The organism is Streptomyces coelicoflavus (genome assembly GCF_045041415.1).
GTDB lineage: Bacteria > Actinomycetota > Actinomycetes > Streptomycetales > Streptomycetaceae > Streptomyces > Streptomyces coelicoflavus.
On the sequence record NZ_CP108219.1, the window covers coordinates 175,470 to 200,038 of the forward strand.

Consider the following 24,569-nt stretch of genomic DNA (forward strand, 5'->3'; position numbering starts at 1 on the left):
GCGTTGCTCGGCCAGCGAGTTCTGGGCGGCGGACACACCGGCCCGCGCGGTGCGTACGGCGTTGTCACGGCCCTGGTGCCGCCGCTCGAGGTCCTTCCACTGACGCAGGGCGCTGCGGGCGCGCTCCTGGGCCGGCTCCAGGCCGGCGGGTATCGTCGCGGAGGTCGCGGAGGCGCGTTCGATGCCCTGTGCCTCCGCCTGCGCCTGCAGGTAGGCCAGTCCGGCCCGCGCCACCTGGTCGGCGGTGGGCAGGGCCTCGGCCTCCCTCAACTCCCCTTCGGCCAGGGTCAGGCGTTCCTCGGCCTCGTCGACCGCCGCGTCGGTGGCCGCGCGAGTCACCTCCGCCGCGCGCACTGCGGCGGTGTGCGCTTCGCGTGCCTGTTCGTGCGCGTGCAGGGACACGGTCAGGGACTTCTCGTATCGGCGCAGTGCAGCCGTCGCGCTGCGCTGCCTCCCTTCCATTTCCGGTTTCCGGCCGACGAGCCGCGCCTCGGCGTCGGACGCCTCCACGTATGTGTCGGCGGTCTGACGAAGCGCCTGCCAGGCGGCGCCGGTGGCCGCGTCGGTGTCCATCAGGCGGCCGTCGGCGCCGAACGGCCAGTGAGCCGGGGCGCCGCCGTCGCGCACGACCAGCTCCACCGGCCTGCCGGCCAGGACGGCTGTCCGGGAGGCGACGTACAGGGCTTTGGCGAGCAGCCGCCCTTCGGGGTCCTTGCCCAGTGCCAGCCACAGCCGCGCCGAGGAGTCCTGCTCGCTGATACCCGAGGCCAGCACGCCCGGCAGGTCACCGAAGGGGTGCCGGGTCCAGTCGCGGAGGTCCTCGGCCGGCTGCCCGGAGAGCATCGCGGGCACGTCGTAGATCCCGGGGTCGGGCCGCGCCGCGGTGACGCCGAAGCCGAGCAGGTCCGCCTCGGACAGGCGCATGGTCGTGTTTCCGCTGACATGACGCACGCCCCGCGGGCCGCGGACCGTGATGACCGTGTCGAGCAGTGTCTCGTAACTCCTGCGTGCCGACGTGCCCGTGTCGGTCGTGGTCCGGCCGGCCTCGATCCAGTGTTCCCGGGTGAAGGCCGTGGCCGTGTCGGTGGCCAGGGACGGGGGCTGCTGGGCCAGGACGGGGAAGGCGAGGGTGAGCAGGTTGCGCCTGCGGGACTGCAGGCTGAGACCGAACCTGCCGCTCAGGGCGGCGGTGCTGCCCGCCGAGGAGGCGGACGTACTGGTGCGGGACTGTTTGCGCGAGCGGTCCACCGCGACGTCGTCGGCCTCGGTCACCGGCTGGGGGTTGTACAGCTCGACGGAAAGGGTGGGGACGGCGCCGGCTTCGGTCCCCTCCGCGGGCCAGGAGCCCGGCATCGCGGGTGAGGGATCGTCCTTGGTGAGCGACGGCGGCCCGAACGGGAGCTTCCGGGAGCGGACGAGTTCGCCCAGGAGAACGGCCAGCGACTCCGGCGAGCCGTCCGGCCGCAGCCCCCATGACGCGGCCTGGTCCGGAGCGACCTCCAGCAGCGCCTGCGACAGTTCCCGCAGCGCGTTGAAGGCGTGGACCGGGACGTTCCCCGTGGGCGTGACGCGTGGTACGGCCGACTCCGGCTTCTCGGAAGTCAGCCCGGGCGGGCTGGGTTCCCGGTGCTCGCGCGGTGCGGCAGCCTCCGCGGCGGAGAACCTCAGCACCATCTCCGCCTGCACGTCGGTGGTGGCCGCGGGGCGGCCGCGGAGCATCCCGTCGACCCACGCGGACAGGCGCTTCGTGGTGGAGTCCCCCGGCTTGCCCGCGGGCAGCAACGCACCCTGGACCAGGCCGCCGATCACGTTCGGGGGCCAGTCGGTCACCAGCTCGGAGCGCACCGACCCGGTGATGACGTAGTCGACCTCGAAGTCGGCGACGGTGTCGGCCTGTGCCCGGAACCGTGCCTCGTTCGTGGACTTCGCCGTGTCGGTGCGGCTGCGGGTGCCGGCCCACGAGAAGGACGGTGTGCCGCGGTCGACGTAGTCCGGGTCACCCGGCCTCGGGAAGCGGAAGACCGGGCCGCCCTCCGCCCCTTGGGCCCGCTTCGTGGCGAGCGTGTCCGTCTGGTCCCGGTCGACGGCGGTGCTGGTCTGCTCCAGCCCGCCGCCCTCCGTCGGCCTGCCCCGCAGGGCCCGGAGGGCGGGTGTCTGGAGCGCCGGTGTGGCCACCATGGACACCTCGACCAGCCGCATACCGCCCCAGGTTGGATGCGCGAACACGTACTTGGCGCCGGTGGCGCGCGTGGTGTCTGTGGTGTCCGTGGAGTTCTTGGTGCCCCGGCCCGGCAGGGAGCGCAGCGCCCCGGGCGACGTGGCGTCGGCGATCCAGGTGGCCACGCCGGACACGGCCGTGGGCCGGGTGGCGCCCGGCGCCTCCTTCTCCACGAGCTCGGTGAGCCTGCGGCCCAGCAGGTTCCGTTCCGGTGTCCGGTCCGGGCCGTCGGCCAGCTCCGTGACGTCCAGGACGTTCGCGTGTCCGAGCTCGCGCGTGCGGGTGAACCACTCCGGCAGGGGGACGGTCCGCAGCTCCGGGTCCTGGAGGGGCAGTCCTGCCAGCAGACCGAGCCATCGGGCGTGGTGGGCCAGGGTCGGCTCGGGGGCCGAGAACGTCACCCCGAGCGGCACGTGGACCGCCACCGACTTCGACGGGCGTTCGTCCAGCCCGACGGTGGGCGCGAGCAGGGTGCGGTATCCCCACCGGACCGTCAGCAGCAGCGTCGCGTCGGCTTCGAAGGAATGGTGCGTGCCCGTGTGGGTGGGTGTACGGGTCACCTTCGTACCGGAGACCACCGCGTGGTCCTCGTCGGTACCGAGGGAATGGGAGTACTGGGCGCCGGAACTCGAGTGCCGGGTGCCGCCCCCGAAGGTTCCGGGCTCACGGTACTGACCGGCGAGCGTGCCCTGGGAGGCGCGGTGCCGGCCCCGGGACCGGCCGGTGGACCTGGACGAGCCCGTGCCCTGTTCCGTGTACGCGTCCCGCGCTCCCAGGTAGTCGGGCTCGTGCAGATAGCCCTCGATGTCCAGCATCACGACCTGGTCCGCGGCCAGGCCCGGCCGGGTGAGCCCCTCCACCAGGTAGCGACCGCCGAATATCTGTGTGGCCCGCGAGATCAGCTGGGCCGGCCGGATCGCGGCGTGCCGCGCCCGTGCGGTCAGCAGGCCCACCGTGTTCCTGGGCAGGCCGGCCAGGGCCCGGGACGCCCACTTGTAGGTGAGGGCGCTCCAGACGTACGGCAGGCGCCAGTGCGGGGCCAGCGGGGAGGCCAGCAGGGTCGTGACGACCGACGCGCTCTGGTTGACGAGTCCGGACCACCGTGCGGGGACGAGGCTCTGGGCAGTGAGGAGACTGCTTTGCGCGGCGGTGATGACCGGAGCGGCCACGACGGACAGACCCCTCGTGACGTCCTGGACCGTACGGGCGACCGTTCCCAATTCCCGGTCGTCGGGTGCCTTGCCGGCTAGGGCGGCGTCGATGGCCTCGTTCAGCTTGGCGACACCCCGCACGGCGTGCACCACGGATCCGGGCGGCAGCCGGAACAGACCGGGCAGTGGATTGCCCTGCTTGTCCACCAGTTTGAGTTGTTGCCGGTCGTCGGCCGGCCCGCCGTCCGTGACGAGAGGCCGGATGAGCGGATCCAAGGGCCGGGTGTCCGGGTTGCTGCCGGGAGCCAGGGTGATGTCGAGCGGAACGAGCAGGGTGAGCGTCCCCAACTCGTTCAGCACACGCGCCGGATCGACCGCCGCGTCCGTGTCCGTTCCGTCCTGGTCCGCCGGGGAGTCGTCGGTGCCGGTCGCGTGGGCGAACCGTACGAGCGGGGTGGCGCTGCCGCCGTCCCCCTCGTACAAGTCCAGCCCGTACCACGCCGGAACAGTGAAGAGCCCGCTGCCGTTGCGGGATGCCATGAGCTGGTCGTAGCCGAACGCCTGGTCGTCCCAGCCCGCCCGGGTCAGCCCGTGGCCGCTCGTCCCCGTGGCGCCGATGATCGCCATGGCCGGGCCGCCCGTGACCGGGAGGTCGCCGCCGCCGCCGAGGCCGACTTCGCCACTTCGCGTGGTGCCGTGCTTGCGCCCGGCCTTGGACTCGTACGAACTGGTCCCGCTGACGTTGACGTGGGGAAGCACACGGGTGTGGTCAACGCCCCGGCTGCTGTCGCGCTTCGCCGTGAATCGCAGGGTGACCTGCCGGGTGCCGAGCACCGGATCGGTCTTCGTGAACGAGACGTCGTGCCCGCCGTCGACCGCCTCCGGCATCGCCGACATCAACGCGTACCGGGTCCGCTGCCGTGCGAGCCGCAGCTCGTTCTCGGACCGCTCGCGAAGCAGGGACTTGCCGAGCCCCGCCTTCGTGGCCACGGAAGTCCGCGGCTGCGCGGGCGGCAGGAAGCCCTCCTTGCGCAACCACTTCTCGGCCCGGGCGAAAAGGGCGTCGGCGCCCACGGCCCCGACCGGTGTCTCCCCGAAGCCGAGACTCGTCAGGTGGGCCAGCCGCGGCGGCAGTTCCCGCAGCTCGTGGGGGCCGGGCGCGTGGCCTTCGACGGTCGTGCGCGGGGGCACCAGCAGCCGCAGGGCGTCTTCCCAAGGGCCGAAGCTCCCTCGGACCGTTCCCCCGGCCGCCCGGTGGAAGGTGACCTCGTAGGTGACGGTGCTGGGGGTCAGGAGGTGACCGCTGGTGGTGCGCACGCCGCTGCCCAGGTCCGCCGAGCCCGCGTGCTTCATCTCCTCCTCGGTCTGCCCGCCGACTCCCGCCCGGGCCACGACGCTGCCGCCGAGGTGCGCCGTGTAGTGGGGATGTCCCTGCTCGTGATCCGTGGTGAACGTGGGACCGCCCGTGCCGTCCAGGGTGATGCCGCTGGTGAGCTTCCTGGACTGGGTCACGGAAGCGCGCTGGACGAATTTCGTCTCCAGCAGGGCCTCCCCTTCGCCGCTCTGCACGAGTGGGCGGCCCGGTTCGATCCGTGCGGTGAGCGCGACCCAGCCGACGGCGTTCCCCTGCTCGTCGTCCAGCAGATCGGTGAACACGCCTCCACTGGACTGCAGTTGAGGCACGGCACGTAGATAGGGCTCGGAAAGGAAGTTCTCGAGGGCCGTCACGGACTGCGGGTTCAGTGCCGTGAGCTCGGTGAACCCTTCGGCGGCGAGCAACTCGGCGTACAGCCGGGCGGGCTCGCCGACACTGTCGGCACCCCACAGGGGGAGGACGTCGAGGCCGGCGGGCTCGGGCAGGTCCGCGGCCAAGGTGCCGTCTGAGACGGCGCGGTAGCGCGGCATCCGGCCCACCACGCGTCCGTGTGACTGCTCCGGCTGCCACTCGCCCGACAGTGTCGAACCGGGCTCCCGGACCTGCCACAACGCGTCCATCGACAGTGGCTGGGAGGGGGTTTTGAAACGGTGCCGGTTGACCACCTGGAAGGTCTCGCCCACGTTCACGGACGAGGTGCGCTGGTTGTGCGTCACGGACGCCGACACCGTGACCTCCGCGCGGCGCAGCGGGCCCGCGGGGTCGACCGACTCGATCAGGTTCCAGGGCGCGCTGATCTTGCGGCTGTTCCCGTACGTCTCGGCGGCGGAGGACGACTGCGCCGCCTCGGCCCTGCGCTCGATCTGGTGCCCGGACGCCGCCACCGTGCCGATGCCGTACTGCTCCGGCAGGGGAAGGACGTCGCGGTGGGACAGCCGGATGTCGACCACGCGGGTCCTGCCCCCGTGCTGCAGGGTGACGCGGTGGCCCCGACTGCTGCGCAGGGCGGGCCGGTGGTGCTCGATGTCCGTGGCGCGCAGGATCTCCCTGAGCCGGCTCGTCAGCTTCCTGGCGTCCTCGCTCAGCGGCGGGATTCCGAGCGCGCGCACGATCTGCTCGTACAGGCCGTTCAGGATCGCTTCGGAGGTCTTCTCGAACTGGACGGGCCCGACGTGACCGTCGTGCGACGTGCCGTAATCGCGGGCGTACGGCGTCAGTTCGACACCCGGAGAGCCCGGTGCGGTCATCGCCTCGGCGGCCGAAGCGAGGGAGGCAGGGGACAGCGGTTCCCGAGCAGTCGTAGTCGCGCCGGTGTACTCCGTCTCGTCCTGGGTGTCCTCAGCATGGTCCCGGGTACCCTCCGCCCGGTCCCACAGAGACCGGTAGCCCTCCCACGTCTCACTCTCGTCCGCGTCGTCGGCGTTGCCTTGCCAGGCGGACGGTGCGGCGTGGAAGCCGGCATGACTCGAATGGGTGCGATCGGCTCCGGAAGCACTGCGGGCGTGAGTGAGTACCTCGTCCAGCATGAACTCGAACTCATCGGAGTCCAAGGACTCCGCAGCCGCGTATTCGTCCACGGCGGAGCGAAGCGTCGACCAGGTGAACGGTCCCGTGTCGGCTCGGCCGTTGATCCGTCGCATCTCCAGGACTCCGAAGCCGCGGACCCATTCTTTGAACTGTGGCCTGCTGTTCGGGTCAGAATCGATTGTTGAACCGAAAGTCTCGCGAAGAGCTCTCACCCAGCGCAGGGCTCGTCTTTTCCTGTCCCTGAGAGAATCAGGCAGACCTGCAAGATTGGCGAGACGGGTAAGTTCCCTCCCGTCGGGCTCCGGACGGCTGATGAGCCATTCAAAATCTTGGTCCCCTGGGTTGCCCTCCACGAGAACCATGAGGGTGCCGTTGACTTCTCTCAGTCCGACGGTGCGGTTCGGTGAAATAGTGGCGGCGTTGATCTCGTTGGCCACCGTCTGGGCATCCGACGGGTCCTCCAGCGTGTCCCGCCCATCGGAAACATCAGGGTTGTAGCACCTGAACAGGAGCTCCCAATTGCTAGAATCCAGGCCGTACTTCTTCCTGCGTCGGGCTATGAATTTTCCTGCCTCCTTGGGAGACGTCGGGACGTACTCGCCATTGACTGCAAAATAGAGATGTGTGCCGTTTCCGTGCAGGAGGGAAACGCTGTCGAAATGAGGCAGAGCTACCGGTCGCTGCGCAGGGATGTGCCAGCCGGTGTGCGACAGTTGTCCGAAGACATGGTGAGTTACGAAGGAGACTCTCTGTATGTCGCCTTCTATGCGTGCGGTGTCCCACTCGGCCCGGTGGTTCGTCCCGAAGCGGTGCCGTCCGCTTCTGTCGACCACGCCATGGGATTCCACATCGGAATCGCGGATAAGCCTGCCGTCGAGGGTTTTGATCGCTGCGTTCGGTTCGTCTGCCAGGTGCCCCGGATGGCTGGGGAGCCACTGTCCCCTTGTATTTCGCAGGCTCGGAGGAACCAGGAGCGGGTGCAGTGTCCCCTTGTGGTCGAGGGGTTCCAGGGTCCACTGACTCTCTGTCTGCCAGGACACCACGTTCAGGGCGTTGGCGTCCTCCGTCGCCAGGGATTCCGCCTTCGTCCCGATGATCAGTTCCAACAGTTCTGCATGCGGTGACCGGCCGGGATCACGGTGGCGCAGCAGCGAGAACACATCAGGGTCGACGAGCCGGACGTGGCCTCTCGAGTCCTGGATCGCGAACGTCCCACTGTCCGGCTTCCATTCACCCACGATCACGAATGTCATGGGGCCCCACGACGGCGGCAGTTCCTGCTTCGAGCCGTTCACGTGTCGGATGCCGGTCCTGCTCGTATCCACCACGGAGTCGGAGAAGTAGCCTGTCCAGTCCCTGCCGGCCATGTAGCCGGCCGGTGTCCGCAGGACCCCCGTGCCGTGGTGCAGGATGCCCGTATCGAAGGCGTGGTGAACCGAGATCTCCGCCAGGGTCGAGGCCTGTCCCGCGTTACTCGCGCGGAGCGTGGCCTCCACCGCCTGCCACTGCAACGCCGTGGTCATGACGGAATCCGGGTCGAGAAGAAGAACCTTTCTGACGATGCCGTCCACGTCGAACCGGTCACCGCCGAAACGCTGGTCGGTCGCCCGCACCACGTTCAGCAACGTCATGGCCTCGGTCCACCGTGCTTCGTAGTCCGAGTGAGGGGACGGAGCCAGCGTGAGCCCCTCGAGCGCCGCTTCAAGGCCCTGGGTGCCTTCTCCCTGCCCCCCCGGCGGCGCGGGCCGGAGCAGGGGAGCGGCCGTCGGGCGGTCCGGCAGCCCCGTGACGTGGATGACAGGGGCGGAGGAGCGCACCGCGGTCCCAGTGCGAGCCCGGGCCTGGCCGGTTCTCTCCGTCGTGGCCCGCGCCTCCTGGAGCTTCCCGCCCCTCTCGCTCTCTGCGAGCGTGGCCGCGACAGGGTTGGCCCGCTCTCCGGCCGAGCCACCGGTGCCGAACAGCCGTCGCAGCAATGGCAGCATCGACGGCTGGTGCAGCCACACCCACGGCGCGCCGCCGTTGTTCCGCCGCAGTCCCGTGTAGGGGTCCCGGCCCTTGTTGGAGTCCAGGTAGGTCAAGACGATCTGAGCGAAGAACTCCCACGGGTCCCTGCTGGAGTAGTTGCTGTCGCCCACCGGCTTCCACTGGGAGTCCAGGCGATGCCAGTCCCCGTCGGGGAAGGCCAGGCCCTTCTTCGGCTTTCTCGGCCTGCCCCCCCTGGACGCCGCCTCCTCCGCCCGCTGCGCGGCGCGGAGTGTGTCCTGGTAGGCCTGCCGGATCAGGTCCCGGTCCTGCTCGTCCAGCCCGATCTCGTACACCAGGTGGGCGACCTCGTGAACGGTCAGCGAATAGCCGTCCGCCTGGAGAGCCTCGTCCGGGACGACCGACGAGGTTTCCCCGAGGAGGTTCTCCTCGCCGACGGCCGCGACCCGCCCGGCCGCGCCGCGGGTCTCGTCCCACGCCGTACCGTCGGGGCGCAGTTGCCCCGCCAGGTCGAGGAACGGCTCCAGTGACGTCAGCGGCGTGTTCTTCGGTATCACGATCACGCGTGACCCCGCGTTCAGCAGCCGCGTCGCGACCTCGGGGTTCTGCAGCAGACGCGCGACCTGCCGCTGCGCGGCCTCGCGTGCGGCCCCGGGCCGCGTCACCCCGGCCGGCACCCGCACGATCAGCGCCGCCACGACCCGGGCGTACTCCTGGGGAGCAAGTGCCCGCCGCAGCCGGTCCGCCAGCGCCGCGTCGTTCGCCAGTGCGTCGAGCGCGTCGTCCGGCAACGCCTCCAGCGTGGCCAATGTGGGCAGCGGCTTCCCGGAGAGTGCTCGGTCCGGCAGGTCCGCGACGTCGGGTTCGAGGAGGTTGGTCGTGGTGATCGACCCGGACGACGACCGGCGGGCGGGGGCGGGGTCGTGGAGCGTGACCGACCGGCTGCGGGCGGCGTTCCGCCCCGCGTCGGCCAGCGCGGCCCCGAACGCGTCGGCGCCGTACGCTTCCTGGTCCGCCCAGGTGCGGGAGAGGTCCTTCGGTGCCCACAGCACCCGGTATGCCTCGTACCAGTCCTGGCGGAAGCGTTCGGCGGTGTGCTCCAGCTTGTCGTGCTCCGGCCCGGTGGTGTCACCGAGCAAGAGCCCGTGGGCGTCGGCCAGGGTGGCGAAGGAGGCTCCGGCACCGTGCAGGGCCGCTGACGCCTCGGCCTCGAAGGAGAGGTGGGCGGGCAGGTCCCGGGCGAGCGAGGCGAGCCGTCGCTCCCATCGCGCGAGGTTCCCGGTCAGGTCGTCCAGGCTGGTCGCCGAGTCCGGGAACAAGGCGTCGTAGGCACTCAGGGCCCGCTCGCGCAGCCCCGCACGCGCCCTGGCGACGCCCGCCTCGGTGAGGGGCCGGCCGGAGTGTTCCGCCTGCCAGGCGGCGAGCTCCTCGTCGAAGAGCCGGTCGGCCCCGGACTCGACCGTGTGGCGTGCCGCCCGCGCGGCTTTGCGGGCGTTCAGCCGCTCGGTGTCGCCGAGTGTCGCCGCGTACCGGCGCTCCCACCGGACGAGCTTCTCGGTCAGGTTCAGCGCGGTGGTCCCCGGCATGCCGAAGACCTGGGTGAACAGGGCGTCGGCGGTGTCGGTCTCGGCCCGGTGGGGCGTGCCGTGCCGGGTCAGGGTCTGCGGCTGCTCACCGGGTTCGGTGCCGAACCGGCGCAGGAACTCGATGGCCTGTTCCGGCGGATCGGTCAGCCAGGACTCCTCCGCCCGTTCCGCGTCGTCGGCGGTCCGGCGCGCGGCGGCCTCACGGGCGGCCTGGACGGCGAGGTGACCGGCGAGTTCCGAGAGCTGCCGGCGGACCTCCGTGTGCCAGCGGGCGAGCCGGACCGACGGGGTAGAACCGGGCATGCCGGACTCGCGGCCGAAGATGTCGGTGAAGGTCCCCTCGAGCCGCGTGCGGATCTGCTCCAGGACGGCGTCGCGCCCCCACGGGGACAGTGCGGCGACATGCACGCCGAAGTGCTCCAGCAGGGCGCGGCTCTCCGCGGAGAGCAGGGACGACGGTACGGTGCCGGCCGCCGCCTCGGTGCCCGTCCGTACCGAGGCCCGGGCGGTGATCTCGTCGCCGACCGTGCCGGCCCTGCGCACCAGCAGCTCACCGACGCGCTGTGTCTCCTCGGTGTACGAGGCGAGCAGGCCGAACCGCTCCGGCAGGGCGTCGGTGAGTTCACGGAGAGCGGGCATCGCGCGGTCGAACACCGGCTTCAGACCGTCGTCCAGGTCTGCGCCGTCGCCGAGGACGTGGCGCACCGACCGGGAGAGCCTGTCCTGGAACTCCTGGCGCGCGCGGTCCTCGACCTGGGCGAGCAGCTCTTCGGTCGCGCGGTACGGCGGCGTGGTGGTGCCGGACTCGTGCGTGCCCTCGGCCCAGGCCCCGAAGGCCCGGTCGAAGGCCACCGTGCCGCGGCGCAGGGCGTGGTGGCGCGCGGTTTCCAGGCGCAACCCGTCGCGCAGCGCCGCGAGGGCGCTCACGCGGTCCCGGCCGGCGAGGACGTCCCGCACGTACGGGGCCAGGACCCGCGCGCGGACCTGTTCGACGGGCGGCGCGGACTTCCTGCGGGCGACCGCGTCGCTCCAGGCGTCGAAGACGTCGTCGAAGGCCCGCCGGTCGGCCTCGCCGATGGACTGTGTCGTCGTCCGCCCGGCCGGGTCTCCGGTACGGGCGACGGACCGGTCCGCCGAGAGCGCGGACCGGTTGGCGGCGTGCCGGGCGAGGACGGCGTCGTACTCGCGGTGCAGGGTGAGCTGCGCGGACTCCCAGGCGTGGGCGCGCCAGTCGCCGGCGTCGGCATACGAGGGCGCGCGCACGAGCGGACTTACGGAGTCCGGGGCCGGCGCGGACTCCGTGGTGTCCACCTCGGTCTGCTGTCCACGCACATGAGGATGGGCGGCCAGGTGGGCGCGGACGTATTCCTCCCGCACCTCCTCGAGGCGCCGGCCCACCCAGCCGGTGGTCGCCTGGTGCGTGACGGTCGCCGCGGAGACGGGTTGTCCGGCGACGGCCCGGTCGAATGACTGGTGCGCGAGGGCCCGGGCGTGCCCGACGTCCTGAAGCGCGTCGAGCCGGGCGAGCAGGTCCGCCGCGACCGGGCCACGGGCGGCATCCGGCACCTCGGTCAGCTGCTGGGCGGAGGCCTGGACGATCTCCTGTGCGGCGTCGCGGAACCAGGACACTACGGGCTGCGGCCAGGCGGCCGGGATCCGCGCCTGCACGGCCGTCTCGGCGCCGTGGAGCAGTGCCGCCGCCATGGGCGCACGCGTGATCAGCCCACGGGCCGCCTGCCGCGCGCCGCTGTCCAGACGGCCGCGGACCACCTGCGGGTCGGGGGCCTGTGCGGAGGCGATCCAGTCCTGTGTGTACTCCTGCCGCAGTGTCTGCAACTGCCGCTCGTACCAATGGCGTTCGCCGCCGGCACCCCAGGAGGGATCTCCCTGCTCCAGACTCACGTCGAAGCGCCGTTCGGGGGCGGTGGCGAGCGCCCGCTCGAAGGCCCGGTGGGCGTACTCCCGCAGCCTCCCGTCGGCGACCACCTGTGCATGGCGGTCCCGGAACCCGCCCACCATGTCCTGGGCGTACTCCAGGACCACGCCGTGGGCGGCCGTGGCGTGCGCGCCGGGGTTCTCGTCGGTCACCAGGGCGCGGTCGGCTACGGCCCGGCCGAACTCGTCACGCAGCGCGGTGAGGGCTGCGGCTTGGCGCGGATCGGCCAGGTGCGAGCCGACGGGGAAGGTCTCGTCGAACACCGTGTGCGCCACGGCGGCGGCCTCGTGCAGGGCCAGCCGCCGGTCGAGCTCCACGTCGAGCCGTTCCCGCCCGGCCGCCGATGCCCGGGACCACTCCCGCGCGAACCAGTCCCGGTCCGCCAGGACGGCCGGCGAGTGGCCGGCGGACGCGGGGAAGCCGTCGAGGCGCTCGTCGAAACGGACGTAGGCCGCCTCCCGCGCCTCGACACCGGCTCGCAGCTGCTCCAGCGCGCGGGCCGCCCCGGACTCGGCGAGAAGCGCGGCGTCGCGCGTGCCGGTGGTGGGGGCGGAACCGGCCGTCCGGCCGGGCGCGGACTCGCGTACGGCACCGGTGACGGGTTCGGTGCCGACCGTGTGCCCGGGACCACCGCCGGGCCCCTCCGGCGTCGCCCACGACGGCAGCGCCTCGGACGGCCGGAAGGGAACCCGGACGACCTGCTGTTGCTGAAGGTCCACCGTCCACTCCGGGTGGTCCCGCCACGTCCGGTACTCGCTCTCCTGGCGCAGCGCGGCGTCGTTCATCGTGTCCAGACGGTCCCGGACGTCGTCGACCGCTGCCCGGCGGGCGTGAACACCGCCCGCGCCGCCCGTTTCGTCCCAACTCCGTTGCAACTGGGCGCGCAGGTCCTGGCCGAACGCCTGGTACGCGGTCCTCGTTTCGGGAGACGTGAGGGACTTCAGATCGGCGGTGACCCTGCGGTCGAAGTCACGCAGCACGTCCTCCCGCAGCAGGAAATCGGAGAAGCCGCGCCGCAGCCCGGTACGCCACTGGTCCATGGCCGCCCGGTGCTCGGCCAGCTCGACGGCCTTGCGGGCCGCGTCCGACTCGGCCCGGAGCGCCTCCCAGTGCGCCCTGCGGCCGGTGGCGAAGACGTTCCCGTCCAGGTGCTCGCGTGTCAGCCAGGCGGCCACGTCCCGCCCGGCGGGGCCGTGGATCCGGTGGAACTCCGTCGCCCAGTCGGCACGGAACTCCATGCCCAGCCGGTCCAGCGCGCCCTCGGTCGTCCGGTACGTCCGCACGGCCCGCCCGGAGTGCGGATCGGCACTGCTGCTCAGCGTGTGGAAACGCTCGGCCGCGCCCTCCAGCGAGACATGCAGATCGGCCTCGAAGGCCAGCCGGTGTTCCAACGTGCGCGCGTAAGGTTCGAAGCTCGCGGTACGGAAGTCCGCCTCCCGCGCGGCCAGTTCCGCGGGCTCCCACCAGCCCCTGCGGGACAGCCCGTCCTGGTTGGGCCTGTCGGGCAGCCCGATCCGGTCCCGGTACGCCTCGCCCAGGGCGGTGCGGAACTCGTCGGCCACCCGTCGGTCGGTGGCCCGCAACTCGTTCCCCGTGATGTCGCGTACCCGGCCGTCGGCCTGAGCGAACACCCGCTCCAGACCGGCCTCCAGGTCGTAACGCCCGGGCAGCTTGGCCAGCAACGCGTCGTGGGACTTGGTCAGCCGGGCGGAGTACGACTCCCAGTCCGCGCGAGTCAGGTCCTTCAGCGAACGCGTGCCGGTGATCGCCGCGGCCTCCTGCCGCAGATCGGTCAGATGCCGCTCCAGCACCCCGTCGCGCACTTCGGTCCGGCCGCCGAACTCCGAGGCGGCGTTCTCGATCCACTCGCGTTCGTTGGCGTCGCGTGCGGCCGACGTCAGCCGGTCCTCGGTCGCCTTCGCGTCCAGCCGTGCCCCCCAGCGTTCCTCCAGGCCCCGCAGGGGGCCGTCCAGCTTGTGGGCGTTCCTGGCCCACTCGCCGTGCGGGAGGTCGCGCACCGTCCGGCCGTCGGGAAGGGACCCGGTGACCTCGGCGTACTCCTTCAGGAAGTCCCCGCGCAGGGTCTCCAGGTCGGCTGTGCCGCGTTCCAGACCCCTGGACTGCGCCAGGGCGTCGAAGGAACGGGTCGCGTTCTCCGCCAGCTCCAGCCGGGTCTGGAGGCCGGCCCGTTGGGCCAGGGACGTCTCCCGAGCCTCGGCGGCGAACTCGCTCCAGGCCCGCGCGCTCACCGGCCCGCCGTCCATCTTCGCGCGCGAGGCGGCCTCGTGCACACCGGCCGTGATCTCGTCCAGGAACTCCGCCCTGATCCGAGCCTCGTCGGCGGGTGACAGCGCGCGCCGGCCGAAAAGGTGCTCCACGGTGTTGCGGCCCGCAGGATCGGCCAGGGCACGGTCGAAATCCCGTGCGGCGGTGTCGCGTACCGCGCGTACCTCGGTCTCGAGGACGAACTCGTCCCTGATTCCGGCGACCAGTTCGTCGGTCCGCGCGTTCAGCTGCTCGCGGCTGGTCGTGCCGTTCCGATGGGACTCGTGCAGGGTCTCCAGCCGGGCGTCGAAGCGCTGCTTGACCGCGGCGAACACCGGCTGGGTCCGGTCCGCCCGGTCCCTTTCGGCGGCACGGATCATGCGGTCGGCCAGGTCGCGGGCCGGAGGTGTGTCCGTGCGGGAGCCCAGTCGGCCGTCGATGGCCTCGGTCAGCCGGCCGGCCGACGGAACGGTGTCCGACGGGAGCGGGACCGTCCGTCCGGGGGTGAGACCGTCCGGTCCCAGCCCCTGGGAGCCGTAAGCCTCCTCGCGGGCCGCCGTCCGGTAGCCGTCGGCGACGGAGGAGACGAGGTCCTGCGGCACGGCGGCGTCCCGGGCCCACTTCTCGGGCAGGAGGACGTGCTCGTCCGCGCCGAAGATCTTCTGGGCCAGCTCGGCAGGCGAGAACGGGTGGTCTCCGCCGGCCAGGAGAGGCTCCAGCTTCCCCGCCAGCAGTGACGGAAGGGAGCTGCCGTGGACGGTCTGGGAGGACGTGCCGCCCTCGACCTCGAGAGGCTCGGACGACGGCGTCTCGCGGTACTCCTTCTGCGCCGCGCGGGAGGCCTCGACCACCGGGTCGACCAGCTCGCCTTGGACACCGGCGTCGCGGACCCGTGCCTCCACGTCCGGAATGACGCCGCCGTCGCGGGCGGTGGGGCCGGTGAGGCGGTGTTCCTGATGGGCCTGCCACACCTCGTCGCCCGTGCGCGCACGCTCCTGGAACAGGAACTGCTCGTGCTCGAGCCTGGTGACGGCCTGGTCGGAGAGGTCGCGCACGGACGCCTCCCAAGCCTCGCGGGGACCCGCGGCCTCACGGTCGTAGACAAAGCCGTCCGGTTCGGACCCGGTGACGTTCCGACCCGACGACCGGTCGTGGTGCCCGGACGTACGCACGTCCGGCTCGGGGGAGCCGCCGGGTCGAGTCGGTCCACCGGCCTCCGCCGGCCCGGTGGGCTCGGACGCGGTCCGCTCCGCCGGCCGCGGTGTCTCGGGCCGTGAGACACCGTGGCCGCTGGATCCCGCCTCCCGGTCCAGGGACGCGCGGGTCCGCTCGGGAGCCGGAGCCACGTGGTCCGACGCCGACTGGGAGAGGGAGACGACCCGGTCGCCCACCGCTTCGCCGGAATGTGTCCGGACGGGGTCCGGCGCGACGGACGTGATGTTCCGTTCACCGGGGCGGGACCCGGAACGGGCGGCGTCCGACGGCCGTGGCACCGCGTCCGGCACGGCCGCCGACTGCGCCGTTCGGCCGTGCGGCACCGGCTCGACGTTTCTGGTGCCCGGGGCGGAGTGGGACGTGCCCGGTGCCCGCGGCGGGTCCTGCGGCACACCGCGGCCTGCGGTACCCGTGGTGCCGCCGCTCTCACCGGCCGGCGACCGCTGGGCGTGGGACCCGCGCGGAGTACCGGACGGTTCTTGCTCCGCCCGGCCGGCCGTGGACCTCGTGGTGCTGCGTGCCGGGTCGGACGGCGGGGTGCGGTCGGCCTCCGACGGTGTACGGACCTGGTGATGCGTCCCCTGCTCGGGCCGGGGCGCCGAGCCGCTTCCGCGACCGGACGAGGACACGTCGGACGACCCCGACCGCGTGGAGTGCGACGGCTCGGGGACCGTCGTCGTCCGGGGGTCCGCCGCGTTCCGCGAGGCACCGTGACTGTCGGGGGCGTGCCCCGCCTCCTCCGGCACACGGCCCGGTGGCGCCGTACGGCCGGCCACGGGATCGACGGGGGCCCCGGTGCCGCCGCGGTGCGCGACCGGGTCGAGAGCCGTGGTGTCGATCCGGGGCGAGTGCGGCGTCTGGGTGATGCGAGCGGATCCGGGAACCTGAGGCCGTACCGGTTCACCAGAGGGCAGCGGGCCCGTCGCACGGGTACCGGGCACGGGCTCGCCGTTCACGGGTTCCGGCTCGAACAGGGGGCGCGTCTGCCCGGACGGCATGTGCGGTGCGTCGGGCGCGCCTGCGCGCGACGGCTGCACCGGCCGCTGCGGCTGCCCCGTGACGGGTTCGCCGGGGCGGGTGGTGGGTGGTGTGTTGTGGGAGGTGACCGGTTCGCCGGAGCGGGAGACCGGCGGAGCGCCGTGTGGACCCACGGACTCGCCCGACCTGACCGGTGTCACGGGTGAGACCGGCGTCCCGGTGCCCGGTGCCGCCTCGCCCGGCCGGACCGGGGACACCGGGGACACCGGAGAAGTCGGAGACTGCGGAGTACGTGTACCGGGCTCCACCGTCCGCGGAGTCGGCGGTGACGTAGGGGTGCCCACCGGCTCCCCCGGGCGGGGCGGTGACACCGGCGGCTCGGAGAATGAGGCCTGCCGGGAAACGGCCGGACCCGTGGTGCCGTACTCGGGCAGTCTCGGCACGGACCGGGGCGGCTGCACGACAGGAGAGCTCGGGGAACCCTGGGTGACCTCCGGCGGCAGGCGGACCGGTGAACCGGGCTCCGACGCGCTCCGGTTCAGCAGGGGGAACCGTGGGCTGCCGGGGCCGCCCGCCCCGGTCGTAGGCCGGTTGCCGCCGGACGTTTCGGGGGTCCCCTGCCGGGAACTGGTGACGATCTTCACCGGCGGTGCGACGGTGGAGGGGGACGGCCTTCCGCCCCTCAGGCCGGCGGGAGCGACCGTGTGGCCCTCCGGGCCGCCGCGGGCGATCGTTCCGCCGGAGCCCGAGGCGGATCCGGAGCCCGTCGGACGCGGGGCGACCGAGGGGAGACCGACGCTCGGGGTCTCGACCTTGGGCACATTCACGCCGCCGTTTTTGGACGTCGGTTTGGGCAGAGCGCTCTTGATGCCCTTGTTGGCGAGCACGCCGATCGGTCCCAGCACGGCCCCGAACGCGACGAACTCCAGCCATCCTTCCTTGGTCGTGGGAACAGGAGTCCACTTGCTCCAGTCCGTGTGGACGCCCGCGGCGCCGTTGGCCGCCGCAGTGGTGGCCGCGCCGATGGCGACGAACTCGGTGCCGAACTTGGCCGTCTCGACCGGGTACTTGAACCACCGGTTCTGATAGGCCGACCGGCCGGCGTTCGCGGCGTAGGTGCCGTAGTTGGCGATCGTGTTGCGGGCGTTGACCGCGAAGGTGCCGATCCCGCGGAGCGCCGTCGGCACCGTGACACTGCCGAGGCTCGAAGCGAGGTCTGCCACCACCTGGGGGACGAACCGGGCGAGGTTGGCGATGACCGCGCCGACCCTGCCGACGACGGAGACGATGGCCGCCACGGCCTGGCCGAGCAGCCCGATGATCTCGCCCGCGAAGGAGAAGACGACGCCGAGGAGCAGACCGAAGACAGCGGCGAGAATCGTCGCCAGCGACTCCTTGTCCTGCGACAGCTGCTGCTGGGTACGCAACAGGGCGTAGTAGTTGATGGACTCGCCCATGTTCCAGCACTGCTCGACGATCTCGAAGACCACTGGCTCGAGGCCGTTGATCAGCGACGACGACATGGCGCGCTTCGCGTCTCCGGACCAGTCGGACATGTTGAAGTCCGCGCTGGACATCGCGGCCAGCTGCTCGTCCAGCAGGTCCCCGAACGCGATCCAGGCGTTGCCCAGTTCGTAGACCGGGTTGGGGTCCCAGGTCTCGTCCTGGAAGTCTTCAGAAGACACTAGTCAGTCCAGCCTCGGGCCGTCGCTCAGAACTTCTCGTTGACCGATGTCGTGTGCCAGTTGCCGTCGGTCACGACATCGGTGACATCGACCTCCGGTGGCGCCTTCGTGGGGTCGGACGGTGTCGGTTCGGGCCGCTTCGCGTCCTCCAGCTCCTCCTCGAGGTCTGCGTCCGGAGGAAGTCCGTCGAGGGAGACGCCCTGCAGGCTCGCCTCGAACCGGACGAACATGTCCGAGACCGAACGCTCACCCCGGCTGTAGTTCACGGCGGCACTGCCCAGTCCCGACGCGAGCACGTTGAGGATGCCGGTGGAAGGGTCTTCCTTGGTGCCGTAGAGCTCCTTCATCGCCTTGTTCCAACGCTCGTTGTACTGCTCGGCCAGCGTGGCGGAGTCACCCGTCCAGGACAGCTTGAGCTCTCCCAACACCGTCATGATCGTGTTGAGTTCGGTCAGGACGTCCTCGAGCGACTTGACCACTGCCTTGGCCGAGGAATGGAGGACCCATGGGTTCACGGCGATGGTGGCCGAGTCCCAGTTGCCGGGCAGCGCCATGGCGGGGTTTCTCCGATCCGCTATTCGGTGACGTTGTTGACGTTGGCGAGTTCAGTGCGCTCGTAGTTGTCGTGGGTGATCTGCATGCGCTCCAGCATGTCGGTGAGCAGATGTCCCAGCTTGCTCATGGCCTTCTCCGCCTGCGTCGACACCTCGTCGAAGGTCGTCCCGGCGGGGGAGGACCAGTCGTGCCGGACGTTCGAGTACTGGGAGGAGATCGCGTCGACGTGTCCCTCGATCGCCTCGGCACGGGAACGGACCTTGAGGATGGCGCCCGCCATTTCCTGGAGATCGACCATCCAGGAATACGGAGTCATCACCCTTGAGCCGTCGTTCAGCAGCAGTGAGCCGTCGTCCTGCGGCGTGCCCTGCTGGGCTCCGTTCTCGCCGACGAAGTAGTAGTTGCCGTGGTCCCCGGTGAAGATCCCGGTGTTCTTGTCCGTGGAGCCGTGCAGGACGGTGCCGTCGTCCAGTACCAGGGTGTGTCCGTCGCTGGAGAAGAAGTCGTCGCCCGCCATCGAGCCGTAGACGACCGTGCCGTCCGGCAGCGTGCGGGTGGTGCCGCCCGGGATGAAGGTGCCGTCCGGGGCGCTGATCCCGTGCTCGACCTTCCCGGATGGATCTACGTATGTCTTGCCGTCTTCGGTGAGGAAGCCGCCGTTGTTGGTGGGGGTGCCCCAGGTGGGGTGGCCGTTGATGTTGTGTTGGGTTTGGAAGTGGCCGTCGGGGGTGGTGCGGCCGTGTTGGGTGGTGCCGTCGGGGGTGATGAGGGTGGTGCCGTCTTGGGAGAGGAAGGATCCGTCGTCGAGTTGGGTGCCGTAGACGTGTTGTCCGTCGATGTCGCGGGTTTGGCCGTTGGGGAGGAAGGTGCCGTCGGGGGCGGTGAGGCCGTGGGTGGTTTTCCCGGTGGGGTCGACGTAGGTGGTGCCGTCTTCGGTGAGGAAGCCGCCGTTGTTGGTGGGGGTGCCCCAGGTGGGGTGGCCGTTGATGTTGTGTTGGGTTTGGAAGTGGCCGTCGGGGGTGGTGCGGCCGTGTTGGGTGGTGCCGTTGGGGGTGATGAGGGTGGTGCCGTCTTGGGAGAGGAAGGATCCGTCGTCGAGTTTGGTGCCGTAGACGTGTTGTCCGTCGATGTCGCGGGTTTGGCCGTTGGGGAGGAAGGTGCCGTCGGGGGCGGTGAGGCCGTGGGTGGTTTTCCCGGTGGGGTCGACGTAGGTGGTGCCGTCTTCGGTGAGGAAGCCGCCGTTGTTGGTGGGGGTGCCCCAGGTGGGGTGGCCGTTGATGTTGTGTTGGGTTTGGAAGTGGCCGTCGGGGGTGGTGCGGCCGTGTTGGGTGGTGCCGTTGGGGGTGATGAGGGTGGTGCCGTCTTGGGAGAGGAAGGATCCGTCGTCGAGTTTGGTGCCGTAGACGTGTTGTCCGTCGATGTCGCGGGTTTGGCCGTTGGGGAGGAAGGTGCCGTCGGGGGCGGTGAGGCCGTGGGTGGTTTTCCCGGTGGGGTCGACGTAGGTGGTGCCGTCTTCGGTGAGGAAGCCGCCGTTGTTGGTGGGGGTGCCCCAGGTGGGGTGGCCGTTGATGTTGTGTTGGGTTTGGAAGTGGCCGTCGGGGGTGGTGCGGCCGTGTTGGGTGGTGCCGTTGGGGGTGATGAGGGTGGTGCCGTCTTGGGAGAGGAAGGATCCGTCGTCGAGTTTGGTGCCGTAGACGTGTTGTCCGTCGATGTCGCGGGTTTGGCCGTTGGGGAGGAAGGAGCCGTCGGGGGCGGTGATCCCGTGTTGGACGGTGCCGTCGGGGGTGATGAGGGTGGTGCCGTCTTGGGAGAGGAAGGATCCGTCGTCGAGTTTGGTGCCGTAGACGTGTTGTCCGTCGATGTCGCGGGTTTGGCCGTTGGGGAGGAAGGAGCCGTCGGGGGCGGTGATCCCGTGTTGGACGGTGCCGTCGGGGGTGATGAGGGTGGTGCCGTCTTGGGAGAGGAAGGATCCGTCGTCGAGTTTGGTGCCGTAGACGTGTTGTCCGTCGATGTCGCGGGTTTGGCCGTTGGGGAGGAAGGAGCCGTCGGGGGCGGTGATCCCGTGTTGGACGGTGCCGTCGGGGGTGACGAGGATGGTGCCGTCCTGGGAGAGGAAGGATCCGTCGTCGAGCTGGGTGCCGTAGACCTGTCGTCCGTCGATCAGCCGGATCAGGCCGTTGACGAGGAAGGTCCCGTCGGGTGCGGTGACGCCATGCTCGGTCCTGCCATCCGGCGTGACATGGGTGCGGCCGTCGTCGGACAGGAAGCCGCCGTCGCTGGTCGGGCGGCCGGCCAGTGGCTCGTCGTCCACCGCATACTGGACGTCGGTGTCTTCCGGTGCCGGTTCCGTCACGGAGAACTCCCGTCCAGTTTCAGCGTTCGTCAGTGGCCCACAGCACCCTATGAACGCGTCTTCCGCGCCACCAGGCCCAGTTCGGGCGCTGGGGACGTCCAGGAAAGGGGACTTCGAAGTCCGTGCGCGGATTCGCCACAATCAGTGGAAGTGTCAGCATCGTGACAGGCCCCACCGGCGTGGCGGGCAGGCACATCACCGGGCCCGGAGAGGGTGGGCGACGTGCAGAAAGTGGTCCGTGGATGACCGATCCCGAGAAGTCGCAGTACCAGGCGCACCCCTGGAGGCCGACGGTCGACCCGTCGGACGACAACCAGAAGGATGCCGGTGACAAGTACGAAGAGATCTACGGAGTCGGCCCCCACGAGGAAAAGCCCTCGGGCGAGGACAGCAAGCCACCGGTCAGCGGCAACGTCCCCACCTTGTCGATGGCGTACACCGAAGCACCACACCTGGTTCCCGGGGACCGCAGTGGCGGTGACGGCGGCAGCGAGGAGATGCAGTACGGCAGGTTCTCCGTGTCGCTCTCGTCGCTGCGGGCGGCCGAGCAGAAGTGCCTGGACGCGACCGGGACCGCCATTCACGGCTACGACGAGTTGAAAGCCCACGTCCTGAGGGCCGCGGCGGCGGACGGCCTGTTCGGCGAGAACGTGGGGAAGTGGGTCTCGGGCGGCCACGGCAAGGCGGCGAACGAGCTCGGCCGGGACGGGCCCAAGTGGGAGCCCGACAAGTACAACGAGAGTGCTCAGCAGTTCGCCGACTCGGTCGTCCCGCAGATGAAGAACCTGCTGAACTCCGTGGCCGGTGCGATCGAGGCGATGGGCGCGTTCAACGCGCTGCTGAACAACGCCGGCCAGCTCTACGCCACGCTGGACCGGAACTCGGCCATGACCGCCGGTCCCGGCGGCTGATCCGCGGGCGGCCGGGGTTCGCTGTGTCACGAACCCCGGTTCAGCCCGGCAGCGCGGGCAGGTCCTGGGGCAGCAGCGTCACCAGGTCGTCGTCGGTCGTGCTCGCGGAGAGGTCCACGACCCGCTTGGCATGGTTCTCGGTCATCCGCTGGAAGGTCTGCCGGGCGGTGCGGCCGTTGCCGAACCGGTCGTCGCGCACCAACGTGTCGAAGTAGGCGGCGAGCGCCTCCTGGGTGTCACCGGGCAACTCGTACTGGTGCTGCCTCGCGTGCCACTCCACGATGCGCACCAGTTCGGCGCCGGCGTAGTCCTCGAAGACCAGCGTCCGGGTGAACCGGGAGGCGAGACCCGGGTTGGCGTCGACGAACCGCTCCATCTCGTCGGGATAGCCGGCGACGATGACGACCACGTCGTCCCGGTGGTCCTCCATCAGCTTGACCAGAGTCGCCAGGGCCTCCCTGCCGAAGTCCGCACCCTGTCCGGAGGGCGTGAGCGAGTACGCCTCGTCGATGAACAGCACACCTCCGTGCGCCCGGCGGAACACGGCCGTCGTCTTGGGCGCTGTGTGACCCACGTACTCACCGACCAGCATGGCGCGGTCGGCCTCGACGAGATGGCCGCGGGACAGGAGCCCGAGGGCCGCGAGGATACGGCCGTAGAGCCGGGCGACCGTGGTCTTGCCGGTGCCGCTGTTGCCCGCGAACACGAGGTGCCGGCTCAGCGGCGGAGAGGCCAGGCCCGCCTCGGTACGCCGACGGACCATCTGCATGACCTTGACCACGGTCTTGACGTCCTGCTTGACGCCCTCGAGTCCGACCAGGCCGTGCAGTTCCTCCAGCACGTCGTTGAGACTCTCCGCTTTCACTTCCCTCGGGCCGCCCTTCCGCTGCGGCTCCAGGGCCGCGCCCGCGGTGCCGTCACCGGGGCCGGCCCCGGCAACCGGGACCGGCAGGCCCGCGCCCACCGGGGCGTCGCCCTGTGCCTCCTCGGGCAGATCGCCGCTCCTGACGTTCACGGACCGGCACGCCTCCAGAACCGGCCGGGCGTCGTCGGCCCGCCTGAGCCCCTCGTCGGTGTCGTGGATCAGGCAGCCGCGCAGCAGCGGTTCCGCTCCGGCACCGACGTAGAGCGCGGGGAATCCGGCCTCACCCATGTCGCAGTACTCGAAACGGCCGGCGGCCCCGTCCGCGAGGAACAGACCGTTCTTGCCGGTGCGCGCCACGGACAGGCCCCGGACCCGGGGCTCGGCGAGTTTCTGGACGACCATGCCGGAGCCCTGGACGTCCGTGACCGAGGTGTCCGTGATCCAGGGCGCGGCGCCCTCGCGGACATGGACACCGGTGCCGCCGACACCCGTGATCCGGCTGTCGGCGACGAGCGCGACGGTGTGCGCGGCGATGTCGATGCCGGAGCCGGTGCAGTCGCTCACCTCGCAGTCGCGCACCAGCGGACGGTGCCCGGTGTCGAGGCTGATGCCCGTGCCGCTCCGGGAGATCCGGCATCCGACCGCCGTCATGTCGCCGCCGTCGACCGCCAGGCCGGCGAGACCGGCGCCCGCGACGGTGGTGTCGGCCACGCTCACCAGGGCGTGGGCGGCGATGCGCAGCCCGTCCTCCCGGGCGCCGTTCACCCGGCAGGAGCGGACCTTGACGCGACTGGTGCCGCAGGCGTGCACCGCGCTGTACGCGGTCTCGTCGATCGAGGAGCCGCTGAGGTCGAGCCGCGCGTCGTCGGCGGCGTAGACGCCGTTGGCCCCGAGGCGGAGGAAGGTACCGCGCCGCACGTCCACCCGTGCGTCGTCGCCCACCGCGAGACCGGTTCCCGCGGCGTCGGTGACGGTCGTGTCCTCCACGCGCAGCCGGGCGGCGCCGCTCACGAGGACGCCGACCGCGCGTACGTCACTGATCCGGCACCCGACGAGGGACACCACGGCCCGGGAGGTCACATGGACGCCGTCATGGGCGATGCGGGTGATCTCGCAACCGTGCAGGATGACGCCGGACTCACCGCCGCCCGCGTACTCGCCGCCGGCCGAGGAGTCCTCCTCGTCGACGCCCGGGTCTGCGGGGGCCGCGGACTCGGTGCTCCGTGGGACGGCGCCGCCGTGCGGCGCCCCCGCCTCACCGGTGACGACGACGCCGGCCGCGGCGCTGTCCCCGAACCGGCAGTCGCGCAGCAGGGGCTGGGCGGAGGCGTCCACGGCGACGGACGCCGCGGCGGTGTGCGTGACCTCGCACCCCTCGAAGGAACCGCGGGCCGACCCGGTGATCCGGATGCCGTGTCCACCCGTCCTGGACACCGATGTTCCCGTGACGACGGGTGCGGCACCGTGGTCGACGAAGACACCGGCCGAGTCGATGTCGGTGATCCGGCACCGTTCCAGGGACGCGGTGCTGTCACCGGCCAGGTAGACACCGACCTCTCCGGCGTGGTGGACCCTGCAGTCGCGCAGCACCGGTGCGGCCGTCCCGGTGACGTGCACCCGGCCGCCGGTGATCTCGCAGCCCTCGACGAGCGCCCCGCCGGCGGTGACGAGCACGGCGGGTTCGCCGCCACCGCCCTCGATCACGAGGTCGTGGAGTCCGGCCTCGCCGCGCACGGTGACTGCCGCGGCGCGACCGCCGACGATCCGCACCGTGCCGGGGCCCTTCTCCGCCACGAGCCGGACGCCCTGGTCCAGGACGATGTTCTCCGCGTACGTGCCCGGTTGAACGGAGACCGTCGCGCCGGGGCCGGCCGCACGCACGGCCGCCACGACGGAGCGGTAGGTGCCCCAGCCGCGCGGAGCGACCCGCAGTGCTCCGTTCATCCGCCGGCCCGCCTCACCACCG

General features: G+C 71.3%; 5 protein-coding genes (1 of these 5 only partly in view). 1 reads left to right on the top strand and 4 read right to left on the bottom strand.

The genetic code is table 11. The features are described from left to right. The 3 genes in view from OHA99_RS36600 to OHA99_RS36610 are tightly spaced (at most 26 nt apart) and all read right to left on the bottom strand, a layout consistent with a single transcriptional unit that may run on beyond the window. Positions 1-17,919: the 5' portion of a hypothetical protein gene (locus OHA99_RS36600; protein ID WP_331727951.1), read on the bottom strand. The gene continues 12,219 nt to the left of window position 1, outside the view; 17,919 of the gene's 30,138 nt are visible here — the first part of the coding sequence; its start codon is at positions 17,917-17,919; its stop codon lies beyond the left edge, outside the window. Positions 17,920-17,945: 26 nt separating this feature from the next. Further along, a complete protein-coding gene (locus OHA99_RS36605) occupies positions 17,946-18,473 on the bottom strand; it encodes a WXG100 family type VII secretion target (protein WP_331727954.1) in 528 nt (175 codons plus the stop codon). Positions 18,474-18,493: 20 nt separating this feature from the next. Beyond that, positions 18,494-20,827, bottom strand: a complete 2,334-nt coding sequence (locus tag OHA99_RS36610) for a WXG100 family type VII secretion target (RefSeq protein WP_331727957.1) — start codon at positions 20,825-20,827, stop codon at positions 18,494-18,496. A 242-nt stretch (positions 20,828-21,069) separates the two neighbouring features. Here OHA99_RS36610 and OHA99_RS36615 point away from each other — a divergent pair, with 242 nt between their 5' ends. Further along, entirely contained in the window at positions 21,070-21,738 is a 669-nt protein-coding gene (locus tag OHA99_RS36615) for a hypothetical protein (RefSeq protein WP_331727960.1), read from the top strand. A gap of 40 nt (positions 21,739-21,778) precedes the next feature. On the opposite strand, the gene OHA99_RS36620 is transcribed toward OHA99_RS36615, so the two are convergent. Continuing rightward, the gene (locus OHA99_RS36620; RefSeq protein ID WP_331727963.1) at positions 21,779-24,547 is read right to left on the bottom strand and encodes a right-handed parallel beta-helix repeat-containing protein; all 2,769 of its coding nucleotides are present in this window, start codon (positions 24,545-24,547) and stop codon (positions 21,779-21,781) included. Positions 24,548-24,569 lie beyond the last annotated feature (22 nt).